Below are 19,125 nucleotides of genomic sequence, written 5' to 3' on the forward strand. Positions count from 1 at the left end.
GCTACGAGCTTAAAGGCGCCGCCAGCTCCAGGTGGTCGCCGTCTCCAGGGGCTCCACGGGGGTGACCAGGCGCGGCAGGGTGTTCAGGCCGTCGGGCGGCCCGGTCTGCGGCTCCACGCACACCGCTTCGGCGGGCTCGTCGTAGATGACCACCCACTGCTCCCGGCTCGCCACGTTCAGTTCGAGCCGACCCGGCCAGGTCAGGGTCACGTCCACCCCGTCGGGCATGCCGAAGCAGTCGTCCCAGGGGCCCGGGGCGGGGTCGATGCGGGTGCCGGTGGGCAGGTGGTCGTCGCCGCGCTGCTCCTGCCAGGCGGCGTCGAAGCCGAGGCGTACCCCTTCGCCCTCCCGCGCGTCCCCCAGGTGGCGGTTGAACCACGGGTGCCAGCCGGCCTGCGCCGGGAACGAGTCCCCGTACGTCTCGATCGCGAGCCGCAGCGTCAGGGCGTCCTCGGTCAGCTCGACGACCTGCGTGACCCGGCCCGGGTAGGGCCAGGGGTCCGTCAGGTCGTACGTGAACACGGCTTCCGTGGCGCTCACCCTGGCCGTGTTCCAGGCGGCGTCGCGGGCGGTGCCGTGGATGGCGTGCGGTGGGGAGTTGACGGGGAGCCGGTGCGGGATGCCACCGTTGCGGAACCGGCCCTCGCGGGTGCGGCCGCACCACGGCACCATCGGGAAGCTGCCGTAGCGCTCCCCCTGCCGCAGCAGCTCGACTCCGTCGATCCGCAGACTCCCCAGGCGACAACCGTTGCCCGGCTGCACAGTCACGTCCGCGAAGCCCGCGGCCAGCCTGATCTCTTCACTACTCACGGCCCCGACCCTACGGCTTCTCCCTCCCACCCACCCGCCCTTCCCCAGGACACCGGACACCAGCTGGCCCACACGACACGATCAGGCCCCGCCCGGCGCACATCACGATCAGGGCCCACCCGGTCCGGCGCACATCCAGCCCGCCGGGCACAGATCAAGCCCGCCCGGCACAGATCAAGCCCGTCCGGCGCTTGAGGACGAGCGCGCCAGCGCGATGCTCTGAGCCCAGCCCGGACGGCGCGCGACAACCCAAGCCCGTCCGGCGCTTGAGGACGAGCGCGCCGGCGCGAAGCCCTGACCCCAGCCCCAACGACGCGATCAAGAACAAGCGCACCGGCACCAACGGCACAGCCACAACGGCAACGGCACAGCGCCAGCGCTCAGCGGTGCCGCCGAAGCACCCGCCCCACCACGATCGCCGAGGCCAACACCACAGCAGCCGCGGGCGCAGCCCACCGCAGGGTGGCGACCCCGCCGGACATCGACTCGGGCACGGGCACGGGCGCATACCGCCCACGCGGCGGCGCGTGATCGACCTCCTCCGCGCTGCGCCCGATCATCGTCCGCCGGGCATGCGCGGCCTCGGCAGCAGGCACCTCGCCCCCGTCGAGCGACTCCCCGAACCGGTCACCCGCCCCGCCGGTGAGCGGATCGAGGGACGGCGGCGGCACCTCGGCGGCGAAGATCCCGTGCACCCCTTCCCCACCCCCGGTGGGCCCGGCGGGCGGCTCCGGGACATCGGCCGCACCGTCGGGGGCGGCCGCGGCGGCGACCCCCTCCGCGAACTTCGCGAGCAACCGCCGCGCGGCGGACTCCACAGCCTGTGGAGAACTCTCCACCAGCTCGGCGATGCGGCCGTCGCCGGACGCCGTCCCGCTGAAGGCCATCGACGTACCCCCGTCCGCGGCGGCGGAGAGCCGCAGGACCAGGGCGAACTTCACGGTCCCGCTGCCGCGCACCTCCACGCCGTCGCCCTCGAAGGAGTACGTGCCGTCGTCCCGCGCGGCGACGCGCAGACCGCCCCGGTAGGTGATCGTGTGCCCGGCGACCCGCACCCGCACCCGCCCGGTGCCGGGCGGCGAATCCGCGTCCGCGTCGCGATGCAGCCCCGGCACCGCACCGGCGACCCGCTCGGGGTCGGCCAGCGCCTCGCGGAGCGGCTCTTCCGTGACCGGTACGAACACCTCATGCTCCATGACAGTCGAGCGTACCGACGCCCACGCCGGGATGTACCGCACTCGCACGTGCCGGAGCCCGCGGCACGTCAGTCGGAGTACCGCGGATGGACCAGCGTGGACGGCGCGAACCCCCGCCAGGAGGGGGGCCGCACCCGTTCGGCGGCACGTGCCCCGCCGCGCAGGACGGCCGCGTCCCGGGCGGCGGCGAGCCGCCCGGGGTCGCGCGCGGCGAGGACGAAGCCCCAGTCGTGCGGCCGGGCGGTGCCGTCGTCCGTCCGGTCGGGCCCCGCGGCGTGGGCGGAGTGCCGGCCCGTCACGCGGTAGGGGGTGGTCGCGAGGCCGGCGGCGCGCAGGGTCGCGTCCACCGTCCAGTAGGTGAGGGACCGGGTCACGACGGGCCCGGCGTGCACGGCGAACCGTCCGTCGTCGGCGAGGAGGCGGGCGACAAGGCCGAAGAACTCCTGGGAGTAGAGCTTGGTGCTCGCGGTGATGCCGGGGTCGGGCAGGTCGGCGATCACGACGTCGTAGGGGAGGCGGCGCTCGTGCGGGCCGCGCAGCCAGTGGAAGGCGTCGGCGTGGAAGGACCGCACCCGCGGGTCCCGGTACGCCCGGCCGTTGAGTTCGCTGAGCGCGGGGTCGCCGCGGGCCAGCTCCACCACGCCGGGGTCGACCTCGACGATGTCGACGCGCCGGACGCCGGAGTGCCGGAGCGCCTCGCGGGCGGCGAGCCCGTCGCCGCCGCCGAGGACGAGGACGCGGGCGTGCGGCCCTCCGCGCATGGCGGGCTCGACGAGTGCCCGGTGGTAGCGGCGTTCGTCGCGGCCGCTGACGCGCAGCCGCCCGTCGACGTAGAGGTTCAGGGAGGCGCGGTCGGCGCCGGTGAGGACGACCTCCTGGACGTCGGTCTGCACGGCGACGCGGATGTCGGAGCCGTACACGGCGCGGCGCGCGGCCCGCTCGAAGTCGTCGACGAGCAGCGCGGCGGAGGCGAGGACGGCGAGCACGGCGATGTTGGCGCCGGCCAGCGCACAGCGCCCGCGCCCGCTCAGGTCCCGCCCGAAGAGGCCGAAGACCAGCGCGCCGCCCACGAGGACGTTGACGGCGCCGGTGAGCAGCGCCCCGGTGAGCTGGCCGAACCACGGCAGGAGCAGGAAGGGGAAGGCGAGGCCGCCGACCAGGGCGCCCACGTAGTCCGCGGCGAACAGGTCGGCCACCGCGCCGCCCGCGTCCTGCCGCCGGATGCGCTGGATGAGCACCATGAGGAGCGGGACCTCGGCGCCGATGAGCACGCCGATGGCGAGGGAGAACGCCACGAAGAGGTAGCGCGATCCGCCGGCCCACACCTCGCCGCGGTCCCCGGCCCAGGCGAACGCGGCGTACAGGACGAGGGCGCTGGACCCGCCGATCAGGGCGAGCGCCGCCTCGACGAGGCCGAACCCGACGGCGGCCCGGCAGCGCAGGCGCTTGGCGAGCAGGGAGCCGACGCCCATCGCGAACACCATCACGGACAGGACGACGGAGGCCTGGGTGACGGAGTCACCGATCAAGTAGGCGGCGAGGGCGACGAGTTCGAGTTCGTACACCAGTCCGCAGGCGGCACAGATGAACACGCCCGCGAGGACGAGGAACCGGCCTGTCCGGGGCGTGACGGGCAGGCGCTCGGTGGACGGTTCGATCACGCTGCGAACGCTACGTCACCGAACGCTTACACCAAGTCCCCCACATGGGTGGAGATGCCCCGGAAGACGTGTAAGACGTGTAAGTGGCACTTGCCCCCTCAGAGTGCCGCGGGCATGCGTACGCCGACCCGGGTGCGCGTCGCCACCAACTGCCCGTCCTGGGGGTACGCGTGCCACGTACGCCACATCACCGAGCCCTCGTGGCGCTGGGCGAGCATGGCGGTGAAGGCGTGCGGGATGCCGGGGAAGACTCCGGCGAGGCCGTGCGGGTGCTCGGTCACCAGAGCGAGCAACTCCTGTGCGCGACCGGCGAACTGACAGCGCGAGAGGGTCTCCACGCACGCCGCGAACTCGTACTCCCACTCGCCCACCCGCTTGGAGACGCCGAGCGGCAGCGGGGTGCTGCTGCCCGGGATGCACGCCACCGTCTCGGAGCAGCTGCCCTGCTTCTCCTCCAGGAGTACCTGGTGCGACGCTCCGAGGAGCCGCAACTGCACCACCGCGCCCGTCAGTTCGAGGTCGAGGGTGGCGAGCGCGGGCAGCGGCTCGCGGCCGAGGGCCCAGGCCAGGTCCCCGGCGCACGTGTCGGTGTAGACAGTCTTCAGGGTCGTGAGCATGAGTCAGCTCCGCTAACGCGCAAATGAGGTGGGGGCCGGCGCACTTGGTCGAACACCTGGACCCGGGAAATCGGAATGCCGGCTCGCGCCCACGGGCAGGTCCCGGTTGCTGAGCTCAGAGCGTCCGAGGGCGGGGTGACAGTTGAAATGGAATCATGAACTAAGACGCTGCCACAGCGTTTTTACCCAACTTCGTAGGGTTTCCATACCTTAGAGGGCCGAACAGTTCATCTGTTCACGTACCCAACGATCCATAAGCGCCCCGGTACGGTCGCCCATAGACCCATATCGCCCTTGTCGTCCCTGCCACCCCGGCTGTACAGCTCTCTTTCCCCGCTTCGCGTCAACGATGCGCCCCGTTTCGCGTCAACGGTGCGCCCCGGTCGGCGTCAACGACGAAGCGCCCACCGGATGGTGCTCCCGGTGGGCGCTTCGCCCAGTGGACCAGCTGCCCCGTGTCAGCTGCCTCCGCCGCATCCGCCCCCGCCGCCCCCGCCGCCGCAGGAGGAGCCGCCGCCGCACGACGACGAGCCTCCGCACGACGAACCCCCGTCGTGCCCGCCGTCACCGGTCGCCACGTGTCCCGCGCCGCCGCTTCCGCTGCCAGACGCCCACCAGCTGCTGCCGCCCGAGCCCGCGACGGCCCGGCGCCGGGCACGCCCGCCCGGACCCCTCGCGTTCCGGACGACCGTGACACCGAGCGCCACACAGACCGCCACCGCGAATCCCATGAAGACGAGGACCAGTGCCATGCCCCCCACCACCCCTTCTGTTCCCCCGTGGTTCGTGCCAGGGAGATGCCCTCGGCCGAACGCGGCCAAAGCAGAGTTGAGGAACTCCAGAGGTTCGGCGCAGGATGACGCCCATGACGCCCTCCGAAGACACCTCCGGCACCTCCGGGACCCCAGGCACCCCCGGCACCTCCGACGTCTCGGGCGCCCCCGGCACCGCGCACGGGCGCCCGCTGCTCAACCGGCGCCTCGCCGAGTTCGGGACGACCATCTTCGCCGAGATGTCCGCGCTCGCCCTGCGGACCGGGGCCATCAACCTGGGCCAGGGCTTCCCGGACACGGACGGACCCGAGGAGGTGCGGGAGGCGGCCGTACGGGCGCTGCGCGACGGGCGCGGCAACCAGTACCCGCCGGGCCCCGGCGTGCCCGAGCTGCGCACGGCGGTCGCGGAGCACCAGCTGCGCCACTACGGCCTGTCCTACGACCCGGACCGGGAGGTCCTGGTCACCGCCGGTGCCACCGAGGCCATCGCGGCGGCGCTGCTCGCCCTGGTGGAGCCCGGCGACGAGGTGATCGCCCTGGAGCCGTACTACGACTCGTACGCCGCCGCGATCGCCCTCGCGGGCGGCACCCGGGTACCCGTCACGCTGCGCCCCCGCGAGGTGTCCCGCGGCGAGGGCACCGAGCGGCGCTTCGTCCTCGACCTGGACGAGCTGCGCGACGCCGTCACCCCGCGCACCCGCCTGCTGCTCCTCAACACCCCGCACAACCCGACCGGCACCGTCCTCACCCGCGAGGAGCTGACCGAGATCGCGAAGCTGGCCGTCGAGCGGAACCTGCTCGTGGTCACCGACGAGGTCTACGAGCACCTGGTCTTCTCCGACACCGCGGCACCCGAGGGCTCCGGCACGCCCGTGCATCTGCCGCTCGCCTCGTTCCCCGGCATGCGCGAGCGCACCGTCACCATCGGCTCGGCGGGCAAGACGTTCTCGTTCACCGGGTGGAAGGTGGGGTGGGTGACGTCCACGCCGGACCTGGTCACGGCGGTGCGCTCGGCGAAGCAGTACCTGACGTTCGTGGCGTCGGGGCCCTTCCAGTACGCGGTCGCGGAGGCGCTCGCCCTGCCCGACACCTACTTCACGGAGATCCGCGAGGACATGCGCGCCAAGCGCGACCTGCTCTCCGCCGGTCTGACGGCGGCCGGCTTCGACGTCTACCGTCCCCAGGGCACCTACTTCGTCACCACCGACATCCGCCCCCTCGGCGAGAACCGGTCGCACGGCGGTGACGGCTTCGCGTTCTGCCGCGCCCTGCCGGAACGCGCCGGAGTGGTCGCCATCCCGAACGCGGTCTTCTACGACCACCGCCAGGAGGGCGCCCCCTTCGTACGGTTCGCGTTCTGCAAGCGGAAGGGTGTGTTGGAAGAGGCGGTTACCCGCCTCAAGCGATTGGCGGTCTGACAAGGAGCGCGAAAAGAGCGCCGCCGGTTCGCTTCGGGGTACGGGACTTGCTCAAGCCCCGCACCCGAGGCGATCACGGTTCACTCGGTGTCTTTGGGATGTCTCGGGGAGGCGTACACGAGGATCACGGTGGAAGTCTCCACGCTGACCAGATAGCGCACTCGGCCACCGCTGGTGACCTCGTACTCCCACTGCTCCAGGTCGGATCCCTTCCACGCTCTGGTGGCGTGCCTGCCGCGCAACTGATGCTGGCGATTCCAGTTGGACCGGGTCAGGGGGTCGCTCCGCAGAGCATCCAGGCAGCGATGCGCGCTCGACAGGGCCACGCGACACAGTTCCTCCCAGCCCGTCACCGCCTCCGTGGTCCCGAAGACGACGTTCCACCCGTCGAGGGGCGGAACGCTGACTCGGTCTCCCTTCTTCGGGCTCACCCACGCACCTCGACCTGACCGAGGTCGTCACCATCGAGCGGACGCAACGATTGCCTGAGCTGCTCGGGATCGGCATTGATGCGAGCCGTGGCACGCCAGGAGACGATCGCGCGGTGCACGGCCTCTCCCGCCCCTAGTTCGGCGGCGTCCGACAGTGCTTCGAGAAGCTCGACGGTGAAGGCCCGAACCTCTTCCGCGTCCAGGTGTCGCGCCCAGGGGAACACCTCGGGCAGTGCGAGAAGGAGCGCCCTCGCGCCGTCGTCCTGCTTCATCAGCGCGAGGAAGAGCCGCGAGGCGGTGGTCAGGTTCTCCTCCGCATCCTCCGCGCGTGCAGCCGTGGTCAGCACCATGTCCGGCGCGTCCCGATGAGTGACCCGAAGCCGCCCCAGGGCAGCGGCCCTGGCCGCGACGCCCTTGGGGTTGCGGGAGAGATCGGTGAAGGAGACGGATTCCGTTTCTGCTTCCAGACGCACGGTAGGCATAATCAGAGCGTACTCAGATTACGATCTGACTGCAAGGGGAGCCGTCCGTCTTGGATGTGCGCACCTTGGCTTCCTGCAAGCGCACAGAGGTCCTCGCGGACGCCGTGGAGCGGCTGAAGTCGCTGTAGGGGAGCCGTTGGGCACCCGCACGGACCCGCCCGGGTCGCGGGTGTCGTCGGTACCCCTCAGGGTTCGGGTGTGACCCACCCGAGCCCCACCGTCCCCGCCCCCCTCACAGAACCGCCCCGCACCCGGTGCCGCACCCTCGTCCCGAGGGGGCCGACGGCCGCTCGCGCGCTGGGGGTCTTCGCGGCCGCCCGGATCGCGGGGCTGCTCGCCGTGGCGGTCGGGGCGCACGCCACCGGGCAGAACACCTTCCGGCTGCTCGGCCGCTCGTGGGACTCGCGCTGGTACACCGCCATCGCCACGGAGGGCTACGGCCGCACCCTCTACTTCGAGAACGCCGTGGTCCAGAGCGACCTGGCCTTCTTCCCGCTGTACCCGGGCCTGATCCGCGCGCTCACCACGGTCGCTCCGCTCTCCTACGGAGCGGCGGGCCTCGTCGTGTCCTGGCTCGCCGCGGGCGCCGCCGCCCTCGGCATCCACACCCTCGCCGCCCGCCTGTACGACCACCGCACCGCCACCGTCCTGGTGCTCCTGTGGGGCCTGCTGCCGCACTCCGTGATCCTGTCCATGGGCTACACCGAGCCGGTGCTCACCGCGCTCGCCGTCTGGGCCCTGTACGCGCTGCACACCGGGCACTGGGTGTGGGCGGGCTCCCTCGCGGCGCTCGCGGGCCTCGCCAGGCCGAACGGGTTCGCGGTGGCGGCCGCGGTGCTCGTGGCCGCCGGGTACGAGGTCCGGCGGCGGCGCGGGCGCGGGGTTCCCCACAGGCTGTGGACGGGCGCGCTGCTCGCCCCGCTCGGCTGGGCCGGGTACGTGCTGTGGGTCGGCGCCCAGAAGGGCGACCTGTTCGGCGGCTACTTCGCGGTGCAGCGCGGCTGGGGCTCGCGCTTCGACTTCGGCGCGGGCTCGCTGGACTTCGTACGGCACCTGCTCAGGGACGGCGACAAGCTGGTCTTCTCCGTCACCCTGGTGATCGTCGCGGTGGCGGTGCTCCTGTACGCGCTCCTGGTGGCGGGCCGGGCGCCGCTGCCGCTGCTCGTCTACACCGGGGTGCTGCTCCTGATCACCGTGGGCGGCTCCGGCTTCTTCGAGTCCAAGCCGCGCTTCCTGCTGCCCGCGTTCCCGCTCCTGATCCCGGTGGCCCTCGCGGTGGCGCGGACCGCGAAAGCCCGGCCGCGCGCCGCCCACCTGGTGGTCGGCGCCCTGGCCGGGCTTTCGGTGGCCTACGGGACGTATCTGGTGACGATCGCCCGCATGCCGTTGTGAGCGGGGCCCCGGGAGCGGGGCCCCCGGGCCCGTGCGCCCCTCAGGCCTCGTCGTCCCCGGGCTTCTCCTCGCCCTCGGCGGCCGGCTCGAGGCCGAGCTGCTCGACGAGCCAGCGGTCGAACTCGATCGCGGCCCGCACCCAGCTGACCGTCGACGAGACGAAGTGCTCCAGGGAGACACCCGTGCCGATCAGCATCTGGGCCTCGCCGATGAGGCGGACCGTGCCGTCGTCGTGGGTGTGGCTGTAGACCTTGGGCCACAGCGTGCGCCGGTTCCAGTCGTCGATGGACTCCAGGAGCTGGGTCTTCTCCTCGATGCCGTGCGGCCGGTCGTAGAACGTCCGTACCGAGAAGACCTGCTGGTCGTCCTCGCCACGGAACATGAAGTAGGTGCGGAACTCCTCCCACGGCGCCGCGAGGTCACCCTCGTCGTCGACGACGTACTTGAGCTCCATCTGGTCCAGGAGCTGCTTGACCAGGTCCTGGTCAGGGACGACGGGGCCCGCCGGTCCTGCGCCCTGCTGCGGTTCGGGCTGTCCCCCGAAATTCGGAATCGAGGACGGGTCGATGGTCACCGTTATTTCCCTTCGTACTGCGTACGGATCGAGCCATCCTCTCCCATGCCGGGCGGGGGCCCGCAACCCCCGCCCCGGGAACTGACCGGTTACGGCGCCGCGGGACCCACGAGGAGTCCGTCCTCGAAGACGTCCACGCGCACCGTGTCGCCGTCCTTGACCTCGCCCGCCAGGATCTCCTTGGCGAGCCGGTCGCCGATGGAGGTCTGGATGAGCCTGCGCAGCGGCCGTGCTCCGTAGGCGGGGTCGTTGCCCTCGTCGGCCAGCCAGGCGAGCGCCCCGGGGGTGACGTCGAGGGTGAGTCGCCGGTCCGCGAGCCGCTTGGCGAGGAGCCCGATCTGGAGCTCGGCGATGTGCGCGAGCTCGTCCTTGCTGAGCGCCGAGAACACCACCAGGTCGTCGAGGCGGTTCAGGAACTCGGGCTTGAAGGACGCCCTGACCACTTCGAGGACCTGCTGCTTCTTCTCCTCCTCACTGGTCAGCGGCTCCACCAGGTACTGGCTGCCCAGGTTGGAGGTGAGCACCAGGATGGTGTTGCGGAAGTCCACCGTGCGGCCCTGGCCGTCGGTGAGGCGGCCGTCGTCGAGGACCTGGAGCAGGACGTCGAAGACCTCGGGGTGGGCCTTCTCGACCTCGTCGAGCAGGACGACGGAGTACGGCCGCCTGCGCACGGCCTCGGTGAGCTGGCCGCCCTCCTCGTACCCGACGTAGCCGGGCGGGGCGCCCACTAGCCGGGCGACGCTGTGCTTCTCGCCGTACTCGCTCATGTCGATGCGGATCATGGCCCGCTCGTCGTCGAACAGGAAGTCCGCGAGTGCCTTGGCCAGCTCGGTCTTGCCGACGCCCGTCGGCCCGAGGAACAGGAAGGACCCGGTGGGCCTGTCGGGGTCGGCGATGCCCGCGCGGGTGCGCCGCACGGCGTCCGACACGGCCTGCACGGCCTCGCTCTGCCCGATCAGGCGCTTGCCGAGCTCGCCCTCCATCCGCAGCAGCTTCTGCGTCTCGCCCTCCAGGAGGCGCCCGGCGGGGATGCCCGTCCAGGCGGCGACGACGTCGGCGATGTCGTCGGGGCCGACCTCCTCCTTGACCATGGTGTCGGCGTCAGCGGCCTCCTCCTCGGCCTCGGACGCCGCCTCCAGGTCGCGCTCCAGGGCGGGGATCTCGCCGTACAGGAGCTTGGACGCGGTGTCGAAGTCGCCGTCGCGCTGGGCACGCTCGGCCTGGCCGCGCAGCTCGTCCAGCTTCTCCTTCAGCTCACCGACGCGGTTGAGGGAGGTCTTCTCCTTCTCCCAGCGCGCGGTGAGCCCGCGCAGCTCCTCCTCCTTGTCGGCGAGGTCGCGGCGCAGCTTCTCCAGGCGCTGCTTGCTCGCCGGGTCGGTCTCCTTGCTGAGCGCCAGCTCCTCCATCCGCAGCCGGTCGACGGCGCGCTGGAGTTCGTCGATCTCGACCGGGGACGAGTCGATCTCCATGCGCAGCCGGGACGCGGCCTCGTCCACCAGGTCGATGGCCTTGTCGGGCAGGAAGCGCGAGGTGATGTACCGGTCGGAGAGGGTAGCCGCGGCGACCAGGGCGCTGTCGGCGATCTGCACCTTGTGGTGGGCCTCGTAGCGGCCCTTGAGGCCGCGCAGGATCGCGATGGAGTCCTCCACGCTCGGCTCGGCCACCAGGACCTGCTGGAAGCGCCGCTCCAGGGCGGGGTCCTTCTCGATCCGCTCGCGGTACTCGTCGAGGGTGGTGGCGCCGACCATGCGCAGCTCGCCGCGGGCCAGCATGGGCTTGAGCATGTTCCCCGCGTCCATGGCGGAGTCACCACCCGCGCCGGCGCCGACCACCGTGTGCAGTTCGTCGATGAACGTGATGATCTGCCCGTCGCTCTCCTTGATCTCGGAGAGAACGGTCTTCAGGCGCTCCTCGAACTCACCGCGGTACTTCGCGCCCGCGACCATCGCGCCGAGGTCCAGGGAGACGAGCCGCTTGTTCTTGAGTGACTCCGGTACGTCGCCCTTCACGATCCGCTGGGCGAGGCCCTCGACGACGGCGGTCTTGCCCACGCCGGGCTCGCCGATGAGCACCGGGTTGTTCTTCGTACGCCGGGAGAGGACCTGCACGACCCGGCGGATCTCCTGGTCCCGGCCGATGACGGGGTCCAGGCGGCCTTCGCGGGCGGCGGCGGTGAAGTCCGTGCCGAACTTCTCCAGGGCCTTGTACTGACCCTCGGGGTCGGGGGTGGTCACGCGACGTCCTCCGCGGCTCGTCTCGAAGGCGTCGAGCAGCTTCTTCGCGCTCGCGCCGTTCTCGTTCAGTACGTCACCGGCGGTGCCGCCCTTCGCGGCGAGACCGATGAGCAGGTGTTCGGTGGAGAGGTACTCGTCGCCCAGCTGCTTGGCGCGGTCCGCGGCGTCGGTGACGACGGCGAGCAGCTCGCGGTTGGGCTGCGGCGGCGAGACCGTCGACCCGCTGACGCTGGGCAGGGCCGCGAGGGCGCGCTCGGTCCCCGACCGCACGGCGGCCTGGTCGGCGCCGACCGAGGCGAGCAGGTCGGTGATGTTCTCGCTTGCTTGTCGTCCTTGGCCCTCCAGGAGGGCCAGGAGCAGATGCGCGGGGGTCAGGTCCGGGTGGCCTGCGGACACGGCCCGGCTGGTGGCCGCGTTGAGCGCGTCCCGGCTCCTGTTGGTCAGCTCGGCGTCCACGTGCGCGTTCTCCTCCTGCTCGGTCGGTCGGGCGGGTACCCGTACTCACACTGACTTAACCAACGTACACAAAGTTGAGTCTATTCCACTCAAGGTGGCGTGGGTAAGTCCCGTGGGGCCCCGGTCTCCGTACGGTTCGGCGGCGGGTTAGGTTCCTGGCCATGAGCTTCGACCTCGGTGACCTGCCCGCCCCGTACCTCAGCTTCTGGCGGGAGCGCCATGTGTGCACCCTGACGACGCCGCGCCCGAACGGCACCCCGCACGTGGTCCCGGTGGGGGTGACCTACGACCCCGGGACCCGACTCGCGCGGGTGCTCGCGAACCGGTTCAGCCGGAAGGTGGCCCACATCCGTGCGGCCGCCGAGGGCGGCGTGGACGGCGCCGGTGCCGCCCGGGTCGCGGTCTGCCAGTTCGAGGGGCGGCGCTGGGCGACCCTGGAGGGCGCGGCCGTGATCGCGGAGGAGCCCGAGCGGGTCGCGGAGGGCATGCGGCGGTACGAGGAGCGCTACGGGCGGACGCCGTCGCCGAACCCGGACCGGGTGGTGATCGAGATCCGGGTGGACCGGGCCCTGGGAGGCCGGGCGCTCGCGGGGACGACCCCGGACCCGGTGGCCCCCGGCCCTGCGGACCCGGGCCCGGCGGCCCCCGTGAGCCGTTGAGGGGCCGTGAGCCGTCCGGGGGGCCGTGAGCCGTTGCGGGGCCGTGAGCCGTTGCGGGGCACGGGCCCGCACACACCACAGCGGCGCCACCGTGTTCAGGTCCACGGTGGCGCCGCTGCTGGGGGAAGCACCTGCGCGATTTACAACGACGGGGGAATCGCGTCAGGCGCTGCGGGGGGTGGCTGTGAGGGGATCTGCGATGGCGGTCTGCCGGTCGATGGCCTGCTGGTCGGCGTCCCGCTTGCGCTTGTCGATGACCTGGTGGTCACGCTGGTCGAGGTTGACGAAGACCATGCCGTAGCGCACGGCGCACCGGACCGGCTGCGGGGCGCCGCGGGGGCGGCGCAGGCAGCGGTAGGCGCGGATGTCCTCGTCGTCGTCGCGGACGATGATGACGGGCTCCCCGACCAGGGTCACCATCAACGAGTCACCGGCGTGGGGGATCGCGGTGGCCAGGTCGATGAAGTGCCAGCCGGAGCGATAGGCGGTCGCCATCTCCCGGCGGAAGGTACGGTCGTCAGGGGGAGTACTCATGCCCCAACACCTGCCGGCACCACACTCCAGGCGAGGTCGGGGGGAGCTGCCACGGTGGCAGTCGCGTCCGCTGGCGCGCTGCCCCAGGACAGATCAAGAGCGCTCACCGCTCCTACGACCAGCCCTGCGGAGAGGGCGGTGACAAGCACCGAGCGAAGCATGCTCTGAAACATGGTCGGCTTCGTCCTCACTTGGTAGTTTCCTCTCCCCCGGCACAACAAGACGATGTCTCAATCGAGCACGTCAAAGCCACAGGGTGGATGCATCATGTTCCTGCATGTTCAGGACCCTGGGGGGTGGAGATTTGCTTACAACCAACGCCAAACCGACACATCCTCACCCCGAGACGCCGCTGTGCGACGCCGGGGCGAGGTTGTACGCGAGCGCTCTGACCAATGGCCGGCTGCCGCGCTCCGAGGCCGAGAACACTCCCTGTCTGCTGGAGTCGGGGCTTCTGCACCCGGATCCCGATGATGCGGACTGGCTGCGCCCCGTTCCACCGTCCACAGCACTCGCACAACGTCTTCACCCCATCGAGCGCGAAATCCAGGATCGCCGCCGTCTGGCTGTGGAACTGACCAACGTCTTCGAGCCATTCATGGCCATCACGGCGCGCGCCGAACCCACCACCCACGCCATCACCGTCCTGGAGGGCGACGCGCACATCAACGCGGCGATCGAGCGGGCCACCGCCGAGTGCCGCCACGAAGTGCTTACGGCCCAGCCAGGAGGCGGTCGCAGCGAGAACTCGCTCAACGTGGCGCTGAAGCGCGGCCAGACCGTCCTGGAGCGCGGCATCACGATGCGCACCCTCTACCAGCACACCGTCAGGCACAGCCAGGGGACGCTGGCCTACGCGGCCCGGATGTCGCAGGGGAACGTGCAGATACGCACGCTGGAAGAGCTCATCGACCGCATCATGATCTTCGATCGTACGGTGGCGCTCATTCCGGCCCGCGCGGACCGCAAGGACGCCCTGGAAATCCGCCATCCCGGTCTGGTCGAGTACCTTGCGAAGGTCTTCGAGGAACAATGGCAGCGTGCGACCCCGCTCCTGGAGGAGGTGCCGTACCCTCCCGCCACCAATGGGATCACCGGGGTCCAGCGCTCCATCGCCCGCCTCCTCATCGAAGGCCACGTGGACGAAGCCATCGCCCGGCGCCTCGGCATGAACGTCCGGACCTGCCGAGCCCACATCGCCAAAATCGCCGCCGCCCTGGGCAGCGGCAGCCGTGCCCAGCTCGGTTACCTCATCGCCCAGTCCGGCATCCTCGAGCAGGACAAACCGAAATGACCACCGAACCCCGCCCTCACCCTCACGGACCCGACGAGTTGTGTGAGGCGGGTTCGGCCCTCTACGCCCGCGCCCTGCGCGAAGGCCGCGTCCGGCACCAGGAGGCGGGCGACGCGCCCTGCCTCATCGACTTCGGGCTGCTGCACCCGGACATCGAGGACATGGCGTGGCTGCGCCCGACCGCCCCGGCCGTGGCCCTGCCGCAGCTGCTCCGCTCCATCGAGGACCACATCGCCCGCCACCGCGAGCGCGAGGAGCGGCTCACGGAGCTGTTCGAGCCGCTGATGGCCCTCGACGCCCGGCAGACGTCGGGGCCCGAACCACCGGAGATCACGGTCCTCGAGGGCTTCGAGCGGATCAACGCCGCGATCACGCAGGCCATGACCGACGCCCGGCACGAACTCCTCACCGTCCAGCCGGGCGGCGCCCGCTCCCCCGAGATACTCGCCGACGCGCTCCCCCGCGAGCAGGAGTTCCTCTCCCGCGGCTGTCGCATGCGCACCCTGTACCAGCACACCACACGCCACTCGCTCCCCGCCCAGGCCCACTACGAACAACTGGACGGCGACGTAGAGGTCCGCACGCTCAACGAGGTAACCGAACGCATGGTCGTCCTGGACCACTCGGTGGCTTTCATCCCCGCGAGCAAGGACCGCACGGTGGCCCTCGAAGTACGCCAGCCGGCCATCGTCGACTACCTCATCACCACCTTCGAGCGCCTCTGGCACCTGGCGACGCCGATGTTTCCGCACGCCGCCCAGCTCCCCGCGGAGAACGGCGTCACCACTCGTCAGCGAGCCATCGCCGAACTCCTCGTCGAAGGCCTCACCGACACCGAGATAGCCACCCGCCTCGGCATGAACGTACGGACGGCACGCGAACACATAGCGAAGCTCGCCGCGATCCTCGGCAGCAACAGCCGCGCCCAACTCGGTTATCTGATTGGCCAGTCGGGGATTCTCGATCAGAATCACTAGCCTGGGGCGGGGGGCTTCGGGAAGGTGCGGGGAGGAACGGCGACGTGAGGATGGAACACCGGTCGCACGACGCGGGGGAGTTGTGCGAGGCGGGCAGACGGATCTACGTCCGCGCGCTGCGCGAGGGCCGGCTGCACGCCGAGGAGGCCCGCGCCGCCCCCTGCCTCTTGGACCTCGGCCTCCTCCACCCGGACAGCCAGGACGACCGCTGTCTGCGGCCCACCGCGCCGGCCGTCGCGCTGCCCCGGCTCCTCGGCGCCATCGACTCGCGCATCACCGCCCAGCGCCGCCGCGAGGCCCGGCTCGCCGACGTCTTCGCCCCGCTGATGGACCTGGACCGGCGCTGGACGTCCGCCGGTGAGAGCGCCGGGGCCGCCGTCATCCACGGGCGCTTCCGCATCAACGCGGCCATCGACCACGTAGCGTCGAAGGCGCAGGTGGAGGCCCTGGCCATCCAGCCGGGCGGCAGCCGCACGGCCGACGACCTGCTGCGGGCCCTGCCGCGCGCGCAAGGCGTCCTGGCCCGCGGCGGCCGGCTGCGCACCCTGTACCAGCACACCACCCGCCACTTCCCGCCCGCGCTCACGCACTACCGCGACCTGGACGGCGACGTGGAGGTCCGCACGCTGGGCGAACTGCCCGACCGGCTGCTCGTGTTCGACCGGCGGGTGGCTTTCCTGCCGGTCAGCAAGGTGCGGGACACGGCCGTCGAGATCCGGCAGCAGGCCGTCATCGACTATCTGGTGACGGTGTTCGACCTGCTGTGGCGCCTGGCCGTCCCGATGTGGCCGGCGCCCGCCCCGCAGCCCGCGTCGAACGGCGTCACGCCCCGCCAGCGGGCGATAGCGGCCCTCCTCACGGACGGCCTGACGGACACCGAGATAGCGGCCCGGCTCGGCATGAACGTACGCACGGCCCGTGTCCACATCGCGAAGCTCTCGGCCTTCCTGAACAGCAGCAGCCGGGCCCAGCTCGGCTATCTCATCGGCAGGTCGGGAATCCTGGACCTGCCCGTCTGAGGTGTCCCCGCCGCGGGCCGGGTCAGTGGTGCAGGGCCCGTTGCAGCGGCAGGCCCACGGCCCGCAGGGCCTCCCGCACCACGCACTCCGCGTCGAGGCCGCCCGAGCCGAGGTGCAGGACGGCGGACTGCTCCCACCGTACGGACGAGGGGCGGCCCATGCTGACCTGCCAGCGGGGCGCGAGCGGCGACGGGCGGTCGTCGAGGGCGATGTTCAGGACCCGGACCACCGAGACCTTGGCGACGACCTGGAGGGGGAAGTCACCGGCGATGAGCTGCCGGTCCACGACCCAGGTCACCGGATAGCCGCGGCCGTTGAGGTCGTCGGCCATGGAGTGCACGACGGCGGCGAAGGACGCGGGCGCGAGGCCAGGCCCCGCGTCCGGGGGCAGCGACCGCGCGGCGTCCCTGACGGCCATCGTCACCTCGGCTTCCTCCTCCACGACCTCACGCCCGTTCCTCTCCCGCCCCGGCCTCGGGCAGGGGGTCGAAGAGCAGGACGACATGGCGCGCGCCGCGCGCGCTCGCCGGTTCCGAGACGACCATCGTGATCTGCCCCGGGCCCTTCCTGGGGTGGAACAGCGGCCTGACGTCGCCGTCGGGGTGGATGTACACCTCGGTGTTCCGCTCGTAGATCGGGCCCGTGTACTTGTCCCGCAGCACGTCCCTGTGCAGCCGGGCCAGAGCCTCGTTCTCCGGGTGCTGGATGTGCGCGAGCCTGATCTGGTTGAGGATCCCGGGAGCCCAGCGGGTCTCCCAGTCGGTCAGGATGTGGTCCCGTGCCTCGTCGGCGAGGGCCATCCAGCGCATCGTGTTCTCCGGCGGTTCGCCGCCCTCGAAGATGTCGGCGAAGGGCTGGTTGTACGCGACGAGGTCCCACTGCACGTTGTTGACGTACGCGATCTCGCGCTGGCCGTTGACGGCCCGCTGCCAGGCGCCCGCGGCGGGCATCGTGACACCGCCGCTCGGGTCCAGGGGATGCGGTGGGCGCTGCCCCAGGGAGAGCAGGTACACCTGCGTGAACTCGTCCTCGGTCATGCGCAGGAGCCGGCCGACCTGGCGCAGGTAGTCGTCCCGCGGGGACATCTTCCCGCTCTCGAACCGGTGGTAGGTCCCCACCGCGCGGTTCATCAGGATGTCCATGTCGGGCTGGGCGAGTCCGGCGACCCGCGGACCGGGTCGGCCCGACGGCTTGGGGGTCAGTCCCACTTGTGCGGGCATGATCCTGGAACGCAGTTCTTTGAGTATTCGCCGCAGCGCGTCCTCGTCCACCACGATGCCCCCTCCCCCGTCCGCATGACTGGCGTGCCGCGCCCACGGTGTCTGCACCATAAACCCAAACGAGTCAACGACCAACAGATCGTAATCGGCGGCGGGTTCGCGGGGCGCGGCGGCCCCGGGGGCACGGCGGTCCGGGGGCACGGCGGTCCGGGGGCACGGCGGTCCGGGGGCACGGCGGTCCGGGGGCACGGCGGTCCGGGGGCACGGCGGTCCGGGGCGTGGCGTTATGCGCCGGAGGGCACCCCCTGGCGCGCGTGGGCCCAGCGGGCCGCGTGTCCTGCCAGCTCGGCCATGCCGAGGGCGGCCCCGGTGCCGCCGAGGTGGTGGTACTCGATGAACGTCAGCATGACGACGCGCTCCGGGGCACCCAGGTGCGGGTGGAAGCCGGCCGCGAGGATGTCGCAGGCGGCCTCGTACGCGCCGAGTCCCCGGCCGTGCCGCTCCGCGATCTCGCCCTCCAGGTCCCGGAGGTAGCCGATGTAGGCGCGGACGTCGTCCTGCCCCATCAGCGCGCCGTGTCCGGGGACGATCCACCGCGGGTCGAGCGCGAGCACGGTCTCGCAGGCCCGCACCACCTCGGCGAGCGGGCCCTCCCAGTGCGCGGGGTGGTCGCCGGAGAAGATGACGTCGCCCGCGGCCACCACGCCGTGCTGCGGCAGGTGCGCGATCAGGTCGCCGGACGTGTGGGCCGGGCCCACCTCGATCAGGCGCACCTCGGTGTCGCCCACCAGGAAGTCGTGGGTGCCGCTGAAGGTCAGCGTGGGCGGTACGACGGTGATGCCGGTGTAGTCGTAGGCGCCGAAGCGGTCGCGCGCGTACCAGCCGAGCGGCTCTCGCGGGTCGCTCGCGTGCACCAGGTGCTGCATCTCCTGGGGCGAGATCTCACCGCAGCGGTGGCGTTCGAGGCTGGCCTCGGTACTGATGACCTCCGCGCCGGGGAAGAAGCCGTTGCCGAAGCAGTGGTCCCCGTTGGCATGGGTGTTGACGACGGTACGGACCCGGGCGCCCTCGGGCAGCACGCGGCCGGCCGCCGCGATGAGCGCCTTGGTCATGCGCGCGTCGTAGGGGGTGTCGATGAGCGCGGCTTCCGCCGCGGAGGTGCGGGAACTCCCGGAACCCCCGGGGCTTCCGTGGCCCCCGGAGCTTCCGGAGGTGACGAGCAGGCAGTTGGCCAGGCCCCAGGAGCCCGCGGCGCCACGGGGAGCCCACAGGTACAGGCTGTCGTCGGCAAGGACGGTGAGGTCGACAGGAAGGTCCATGGACGTCATCTTCGTCGACGACCGCGGTGCGCCCGGCTGTGTTCAGTGCCACAGCGCGG

At 71.6% G+C, this 19,125-nt stretch carries 18 protein-coding genes and 1 pseudogene; 6 read left to right on the forward strand and 13 right to left on the reverse strand.

What is annotated here, in order from left to right:
• Nucleotides 1–9: 9 nt before the first annotated feature.
• From ACH4DX_RS27065 to ACH4DX_RS27085, 5 genes are all read right to left on the reverse strand, one after another.
• A complete protein-coding gene (locus tag ACH4DX_RS27065) occupies nucleotides 10–810 on the reverse strand; it encodes an aldose 1-epimerase (RefSeq protein WP_398157095.1) in 801 nt (266 codons plus the stop codon).
• A gap of 380 nt (nucleotides 811–1,190) precedes the next feature.
• A complete protein-coding gene (locus ACH4DX_RS27070) occupies nucleotides 1,191–2,006 on the reverse strand; it encodes an SRPBCC domain-containing protein (RefSeq protein ID WP_398119816.1) in 816 nt (271 codons plus the stop codon).
• Between the two features lie 68 nt (nucleotides 2,007–2,074).
• Nucleotides 2,075–3,667: a polyamine aminopropyltransferase gene (locus tag ACH4DX_RS27075; RefSeq protein WP_398157096.1), complete on the reverse strand. Its 1,593-nt coding sequence runs from the start codon at nucleotides 3,665–3,667 to the stop codon at nucleotides 2,075–2,077.
• Nucleotides 3,668–3,765: 98 nt separating this feature from the next.
• Nucleotides 3,766–4,284 (reverse strand): DUF2617 family protein, encoded by a 519-nt coding sequence (locus ACH4DX_RS27080; protein ID WP_398157097.1) that lies wholly within the window; start codon nucleotides 4,282–4,284, stop codon nucleotides 3,766–3,768.
• A gap of 458 nt (nucleotides 4,285–4,742) precedes the next feature.
• Nucleotides 4,743–5,036 carry a hypothetical protein gene (locus ACH4DX_RS27085; RefSeq protein ID WP_398119810.1) on the reverse strand — a complete coding sequence of 98 codons (294 nt, stop codon included), beginning with the start codon at nucleotides 5,034–5,036 and terminating at the stop codon, nucleotides 4,743–4,745.
• Between the two features lie 113 nt (nucleotides 5,037–5,149).
• Here ACH4DX_RS27085 and ACH4DX_RS27090 point away from each other — a divergent pair, with 113 nt between their 5' ends.
• Nucleotides 5,150–6,475, forward strand: a complete 1,326-nt coding sequence (locus tag ACH4DX_RS27090) for a pyridoxal phosphate-dependent aminotransferase (RefSeq protein ID WP_398119808.1) — start codon at nucleotides 5,150–5,152, stop codon at nucleotides 6,473–6,475.
• Between the two features lie 80 nt (nucleotides 6,476–6,555).
• Here the strand turns inward: ACH4DX_RS27090 and ACH4DX_RS27095 are convergent, their stop codons facing one another.
• Together ACH4DX_RS27095 and ACH4DX_RS27100 are read right to left on the reverse strand one after the other, a co-directional pair.
• Complete coding sequence (locus ACH4DX_RS27095) at nucleotides 6,556–6,906, reverse strand: hypothetical protein (protein ID WP_398119806.1); 351 nt, start codon at nucleotides 6,904–6,906, stop codon at nucleotides 6,556–6,558.
• A complete protein-coding gene (locus ACH4DX_RS27100) occupies nucleotides 6,903–7,379 on the reverse strand; it encodes a prevent-host-death family protein (protein ID WP_398157098.1) in 477 nt (158 codons plus the stop codon). The genes ACH4DX_RS27095 and ACH4DX_RS27100 overlap by 4 nt, the downstream gene beginning before the upstream one ends.
• Nucleotides 7,380–7,586: 207 nt before the next feature.
• Here ACH4DX_RS27100 and ACH4DX_RS27105 point away from each other — a divergent pair, with 207 nt between their 5' ends.
• On the forward strand, nucleotides 7,587–8,780 hold the full coding sequence (locus ACH4DX_RS27105) for a hypothetical protein (protein ID WP_398157099.1): 1,194 nt from the start codon (nucleotides 7,587–7,589) through the stop codon (nucleotides 8,778–8,780).
• A 40-nt stretch (nucleotides 8,781–8,820) separates the two neighbouring features.
• Here the strand turns inward: ACH4DX_RS27105 and ACH4DX_RS27110 are convergent, their stop codons facing one another.
• Both ACH4DX_RS27110 and clpB read right to left on the reverse strand, forming a co-directional pair.
• Complete coding sequence (locus tag ACH4DX_RS27110) at nucleotides 8,821–9,354, reverse strand: YbjN domain-containing protein (protein ID WP_398157100.1); 534 nt, start codon at nucleotides 9,352–9,354, stop codon at nucleotides 8,821–8,823.
• 89 nt (nucleotides 9,355–9,443) lie between these two features.
• Nucleotides 9,444–12,044 carry an ATP-dependent chaperone ClpB gene (clpB, locus tag ACH4DX_RS27115; protein ID WP_398119798.1) on the reverse strand — a complete coding sequence of 867 codons (2,601 nt, stop codon included), beginning with the start codon at nucleotides 12,042–12,044 and terminating at the stop codon, nucleotides 9,444–9,446.
• A 161-nt stretch (nucleotides 12,045–12,205) separates the two neighbouring features.
• Between clpB and ACH4DX_RS27120 the strand changes: the two are divergent.
• Nucleotides 12,206–12,619, forward strand: a pseudogene (locus ACH4DX_RS27120) (pyridoxamine 5'-phosphate oxidase family protein); the annotation flags it as partial.
• Nucleotides 12,620–12,865: 246 nt separating this feature from the next.
• On the opposite strand, the gene ACH4DX_RS27125 reads toward ACH4DX_RS27120, so the two are convergent.
• A complete protein-coding gene (locus ACH4DX_RS27125; RefSeq protein WP_398119796.1) occupies nucleotides 12,866–13,237 on the reverse strand; it encodes a hypothetical protein in 372 nt (123 codons plus the stop codon).
• A 277-nt stretch (nucleotides 13,238–13,514) separates the two neighbouring features.
• On the opposite strand from ACH4DX_RS27125, the gene ACH4DX_RS27130 reads away from it, so the two are divergent.
• The 3 genes from ACH4DX_RS27130 to ACH4DX_RS27140 are packed head-to-tail and all read left to right on the forward strand — an operon-like array spanning nucleotide 13,515 to nucleotide 16,527.
• A complete protein-coding gene (locus ACH4DX_RS27130) occupies nucleotides 13,515–14,531 on the forward strand; it encodes a helix-turn-helix transcriptional regulator (protein WP_398119794.1) in 1,017 nt (338 codons plus the stop codon).
• Nucleotides 14,528–15,508, forward strand: a complete 981-nt coding sequence (locus ACH4DX_RS27135; RefSeq protein WP_398119792.1) for a helix-turn-helix transcriptional regulator — start codon at nucleotides 14,528–14,530, stop codon at nucleotides 15,506–15,508. Before ACH4DX_RS27130 ends, ACH4DX_RS27135 begins: the two co-directional genes overlap by 4 nt.
• A gap of 50 nt (nucleotides 15,509–15,558) precedes the next feature.
• A complete protein-coding gene (locus tag ACH4DX_RS27140; RefSeq protein ID WP_398157276.1) occupies nucleotides 15,559–16,527 on the forward strand; it encodes a LuxR C-terminal-related transcriptional regulator in 969 nt (322 codons plus the stop codon).
• A gap of 22 nt (nucleotides 16,528–16,549) precedes the next feature.
• On the opposite strand, the gene ACH4DX_RS27145 is transcribed toward ACH4DX_RS27140, so the two are convergent.
• The 3 genes from ACH4DX_RS27145 to ACH4DX_RS27155 all read right to left on the reverse strand — a co-directional run bounded on the left by ACH4DX_RS27145 (nucleotide 16,550) and on the right by ACH4DX_RS27155 (nucleotide 19,066).
• Nucleotides 16,550–16,969 (reverse strand): hypothetical protein, encoded by a 420-nt coding sequence (locus ACH4DX_RS27145; RefSeq protein ID WP_398119791.1) that lies wholly within the window; start codon nucleotides 16,967–16,969, stop codon nucleotides 16,550–16,552.
• A 4-nt stretch (nucleotides 16,970–16,973) separates the two neighbouring features.
• On the reverse strand, nucleotides 16,974–17,801 hold the full coding sequence (locus tag ACH4DX_RS27150) for an XRE family transcriptional regulator (RefSeq protein ID WP_398119789.1): 828 nt from the start codon (nucleotides 17,799–17,801) through the stop codon (nucleotides 16,974–16,976).
• Between the two features lie 230 nt (nucleotides 17,802–18,031).
• Nucleotides 18,032–19,066, reverse strand: coding sequence for an MBL fold metallo-hydrolase (locus ACH4DX_RS27155; RefSeq protein ID WP_398119787.1), 1,035 nt, complete (start codon nucleotides 19,064–19,066; stop codon nucleotides 18,032–18,034).
• Between the last annotated feature and the right edge of the window lie 59 nt (nucleotides 19,067–19,125).

The organism is Streptomyces sp. NPDC017940, assembly GCF_044328435.1.
GTDB lineage: Bacteria > Actinomycetota > Actinomycetes > Streptomycetales > Streptomycetaceae > Streptomyces.

Bases quoted from the DNA above. Each gene is read 5' to 3' on its own strand.
- ACH4DX_RS27070 (WP_398119816.1), bottom strand. From the start codon at position 2,006: ATGGAGCATGAGGTGTTCGTACCGGTCACGGAAGAGCCGCTCCGCGAG.
- ACH4DX_RS27080 (WP_398157097.1), bottom strand. From the start codon at position 4,284: ATGCTCACGACCCTGAAGACTGTCTACACCGACACGTGCGCCGGGGAC.
- ACH4DX_RS27085 (WP_398119810.1), bottom strand. From the start codon at position 5,036: ATGGCACTGGTCCTCGTCTTCATGGGATTCGCGGTGGCGGTCTGTGTG.
- ACH4DX_RS27090 (WP_398119808.1), top strand. From the start codon at position 5,150: ATGACGCCCTCCGAAGACACCTCCGGCACCTCCGGGACCCCAGGCACC.
- ACH4DX_RS27125 (WP_398119796.1), bottom strand. From the start codon at position 13,237: ATGAGTACTCCCCCTGACGACCGTACCTTCCGCCGGGAGATGGCGACC.
- ACH4DX_RS27130 (WP_398119794.1), top strand. From the start codon at position 13,515: ATGTTCAGGACCCTGGGGGGTGGAGATTTGCTTACAACCAACGCCAAA.
- ACH4DX_RS27135 (WP_398119792.1), top strand. From the start codon at position 14,528: ATGACCACCGAACCCCGCCCTCACCCTCACGGACCCGACGAGTTGTGT.
- ACH4DX_RS27140 (WP_398157276.1), top strand. From the start codon at position 15,559: ATGGAACACCGGTCGCACGACGCGGGGGAGTTGTGCGAGGCGGGCAGA.
- ACH4DX_RS27155 (WP_398119787.1), bottom strand. From the start codon at position 19,066: ATGGACCTTCCTGTCGACCTCACCGTCCTTGCCGACGACAGCCTGTAC.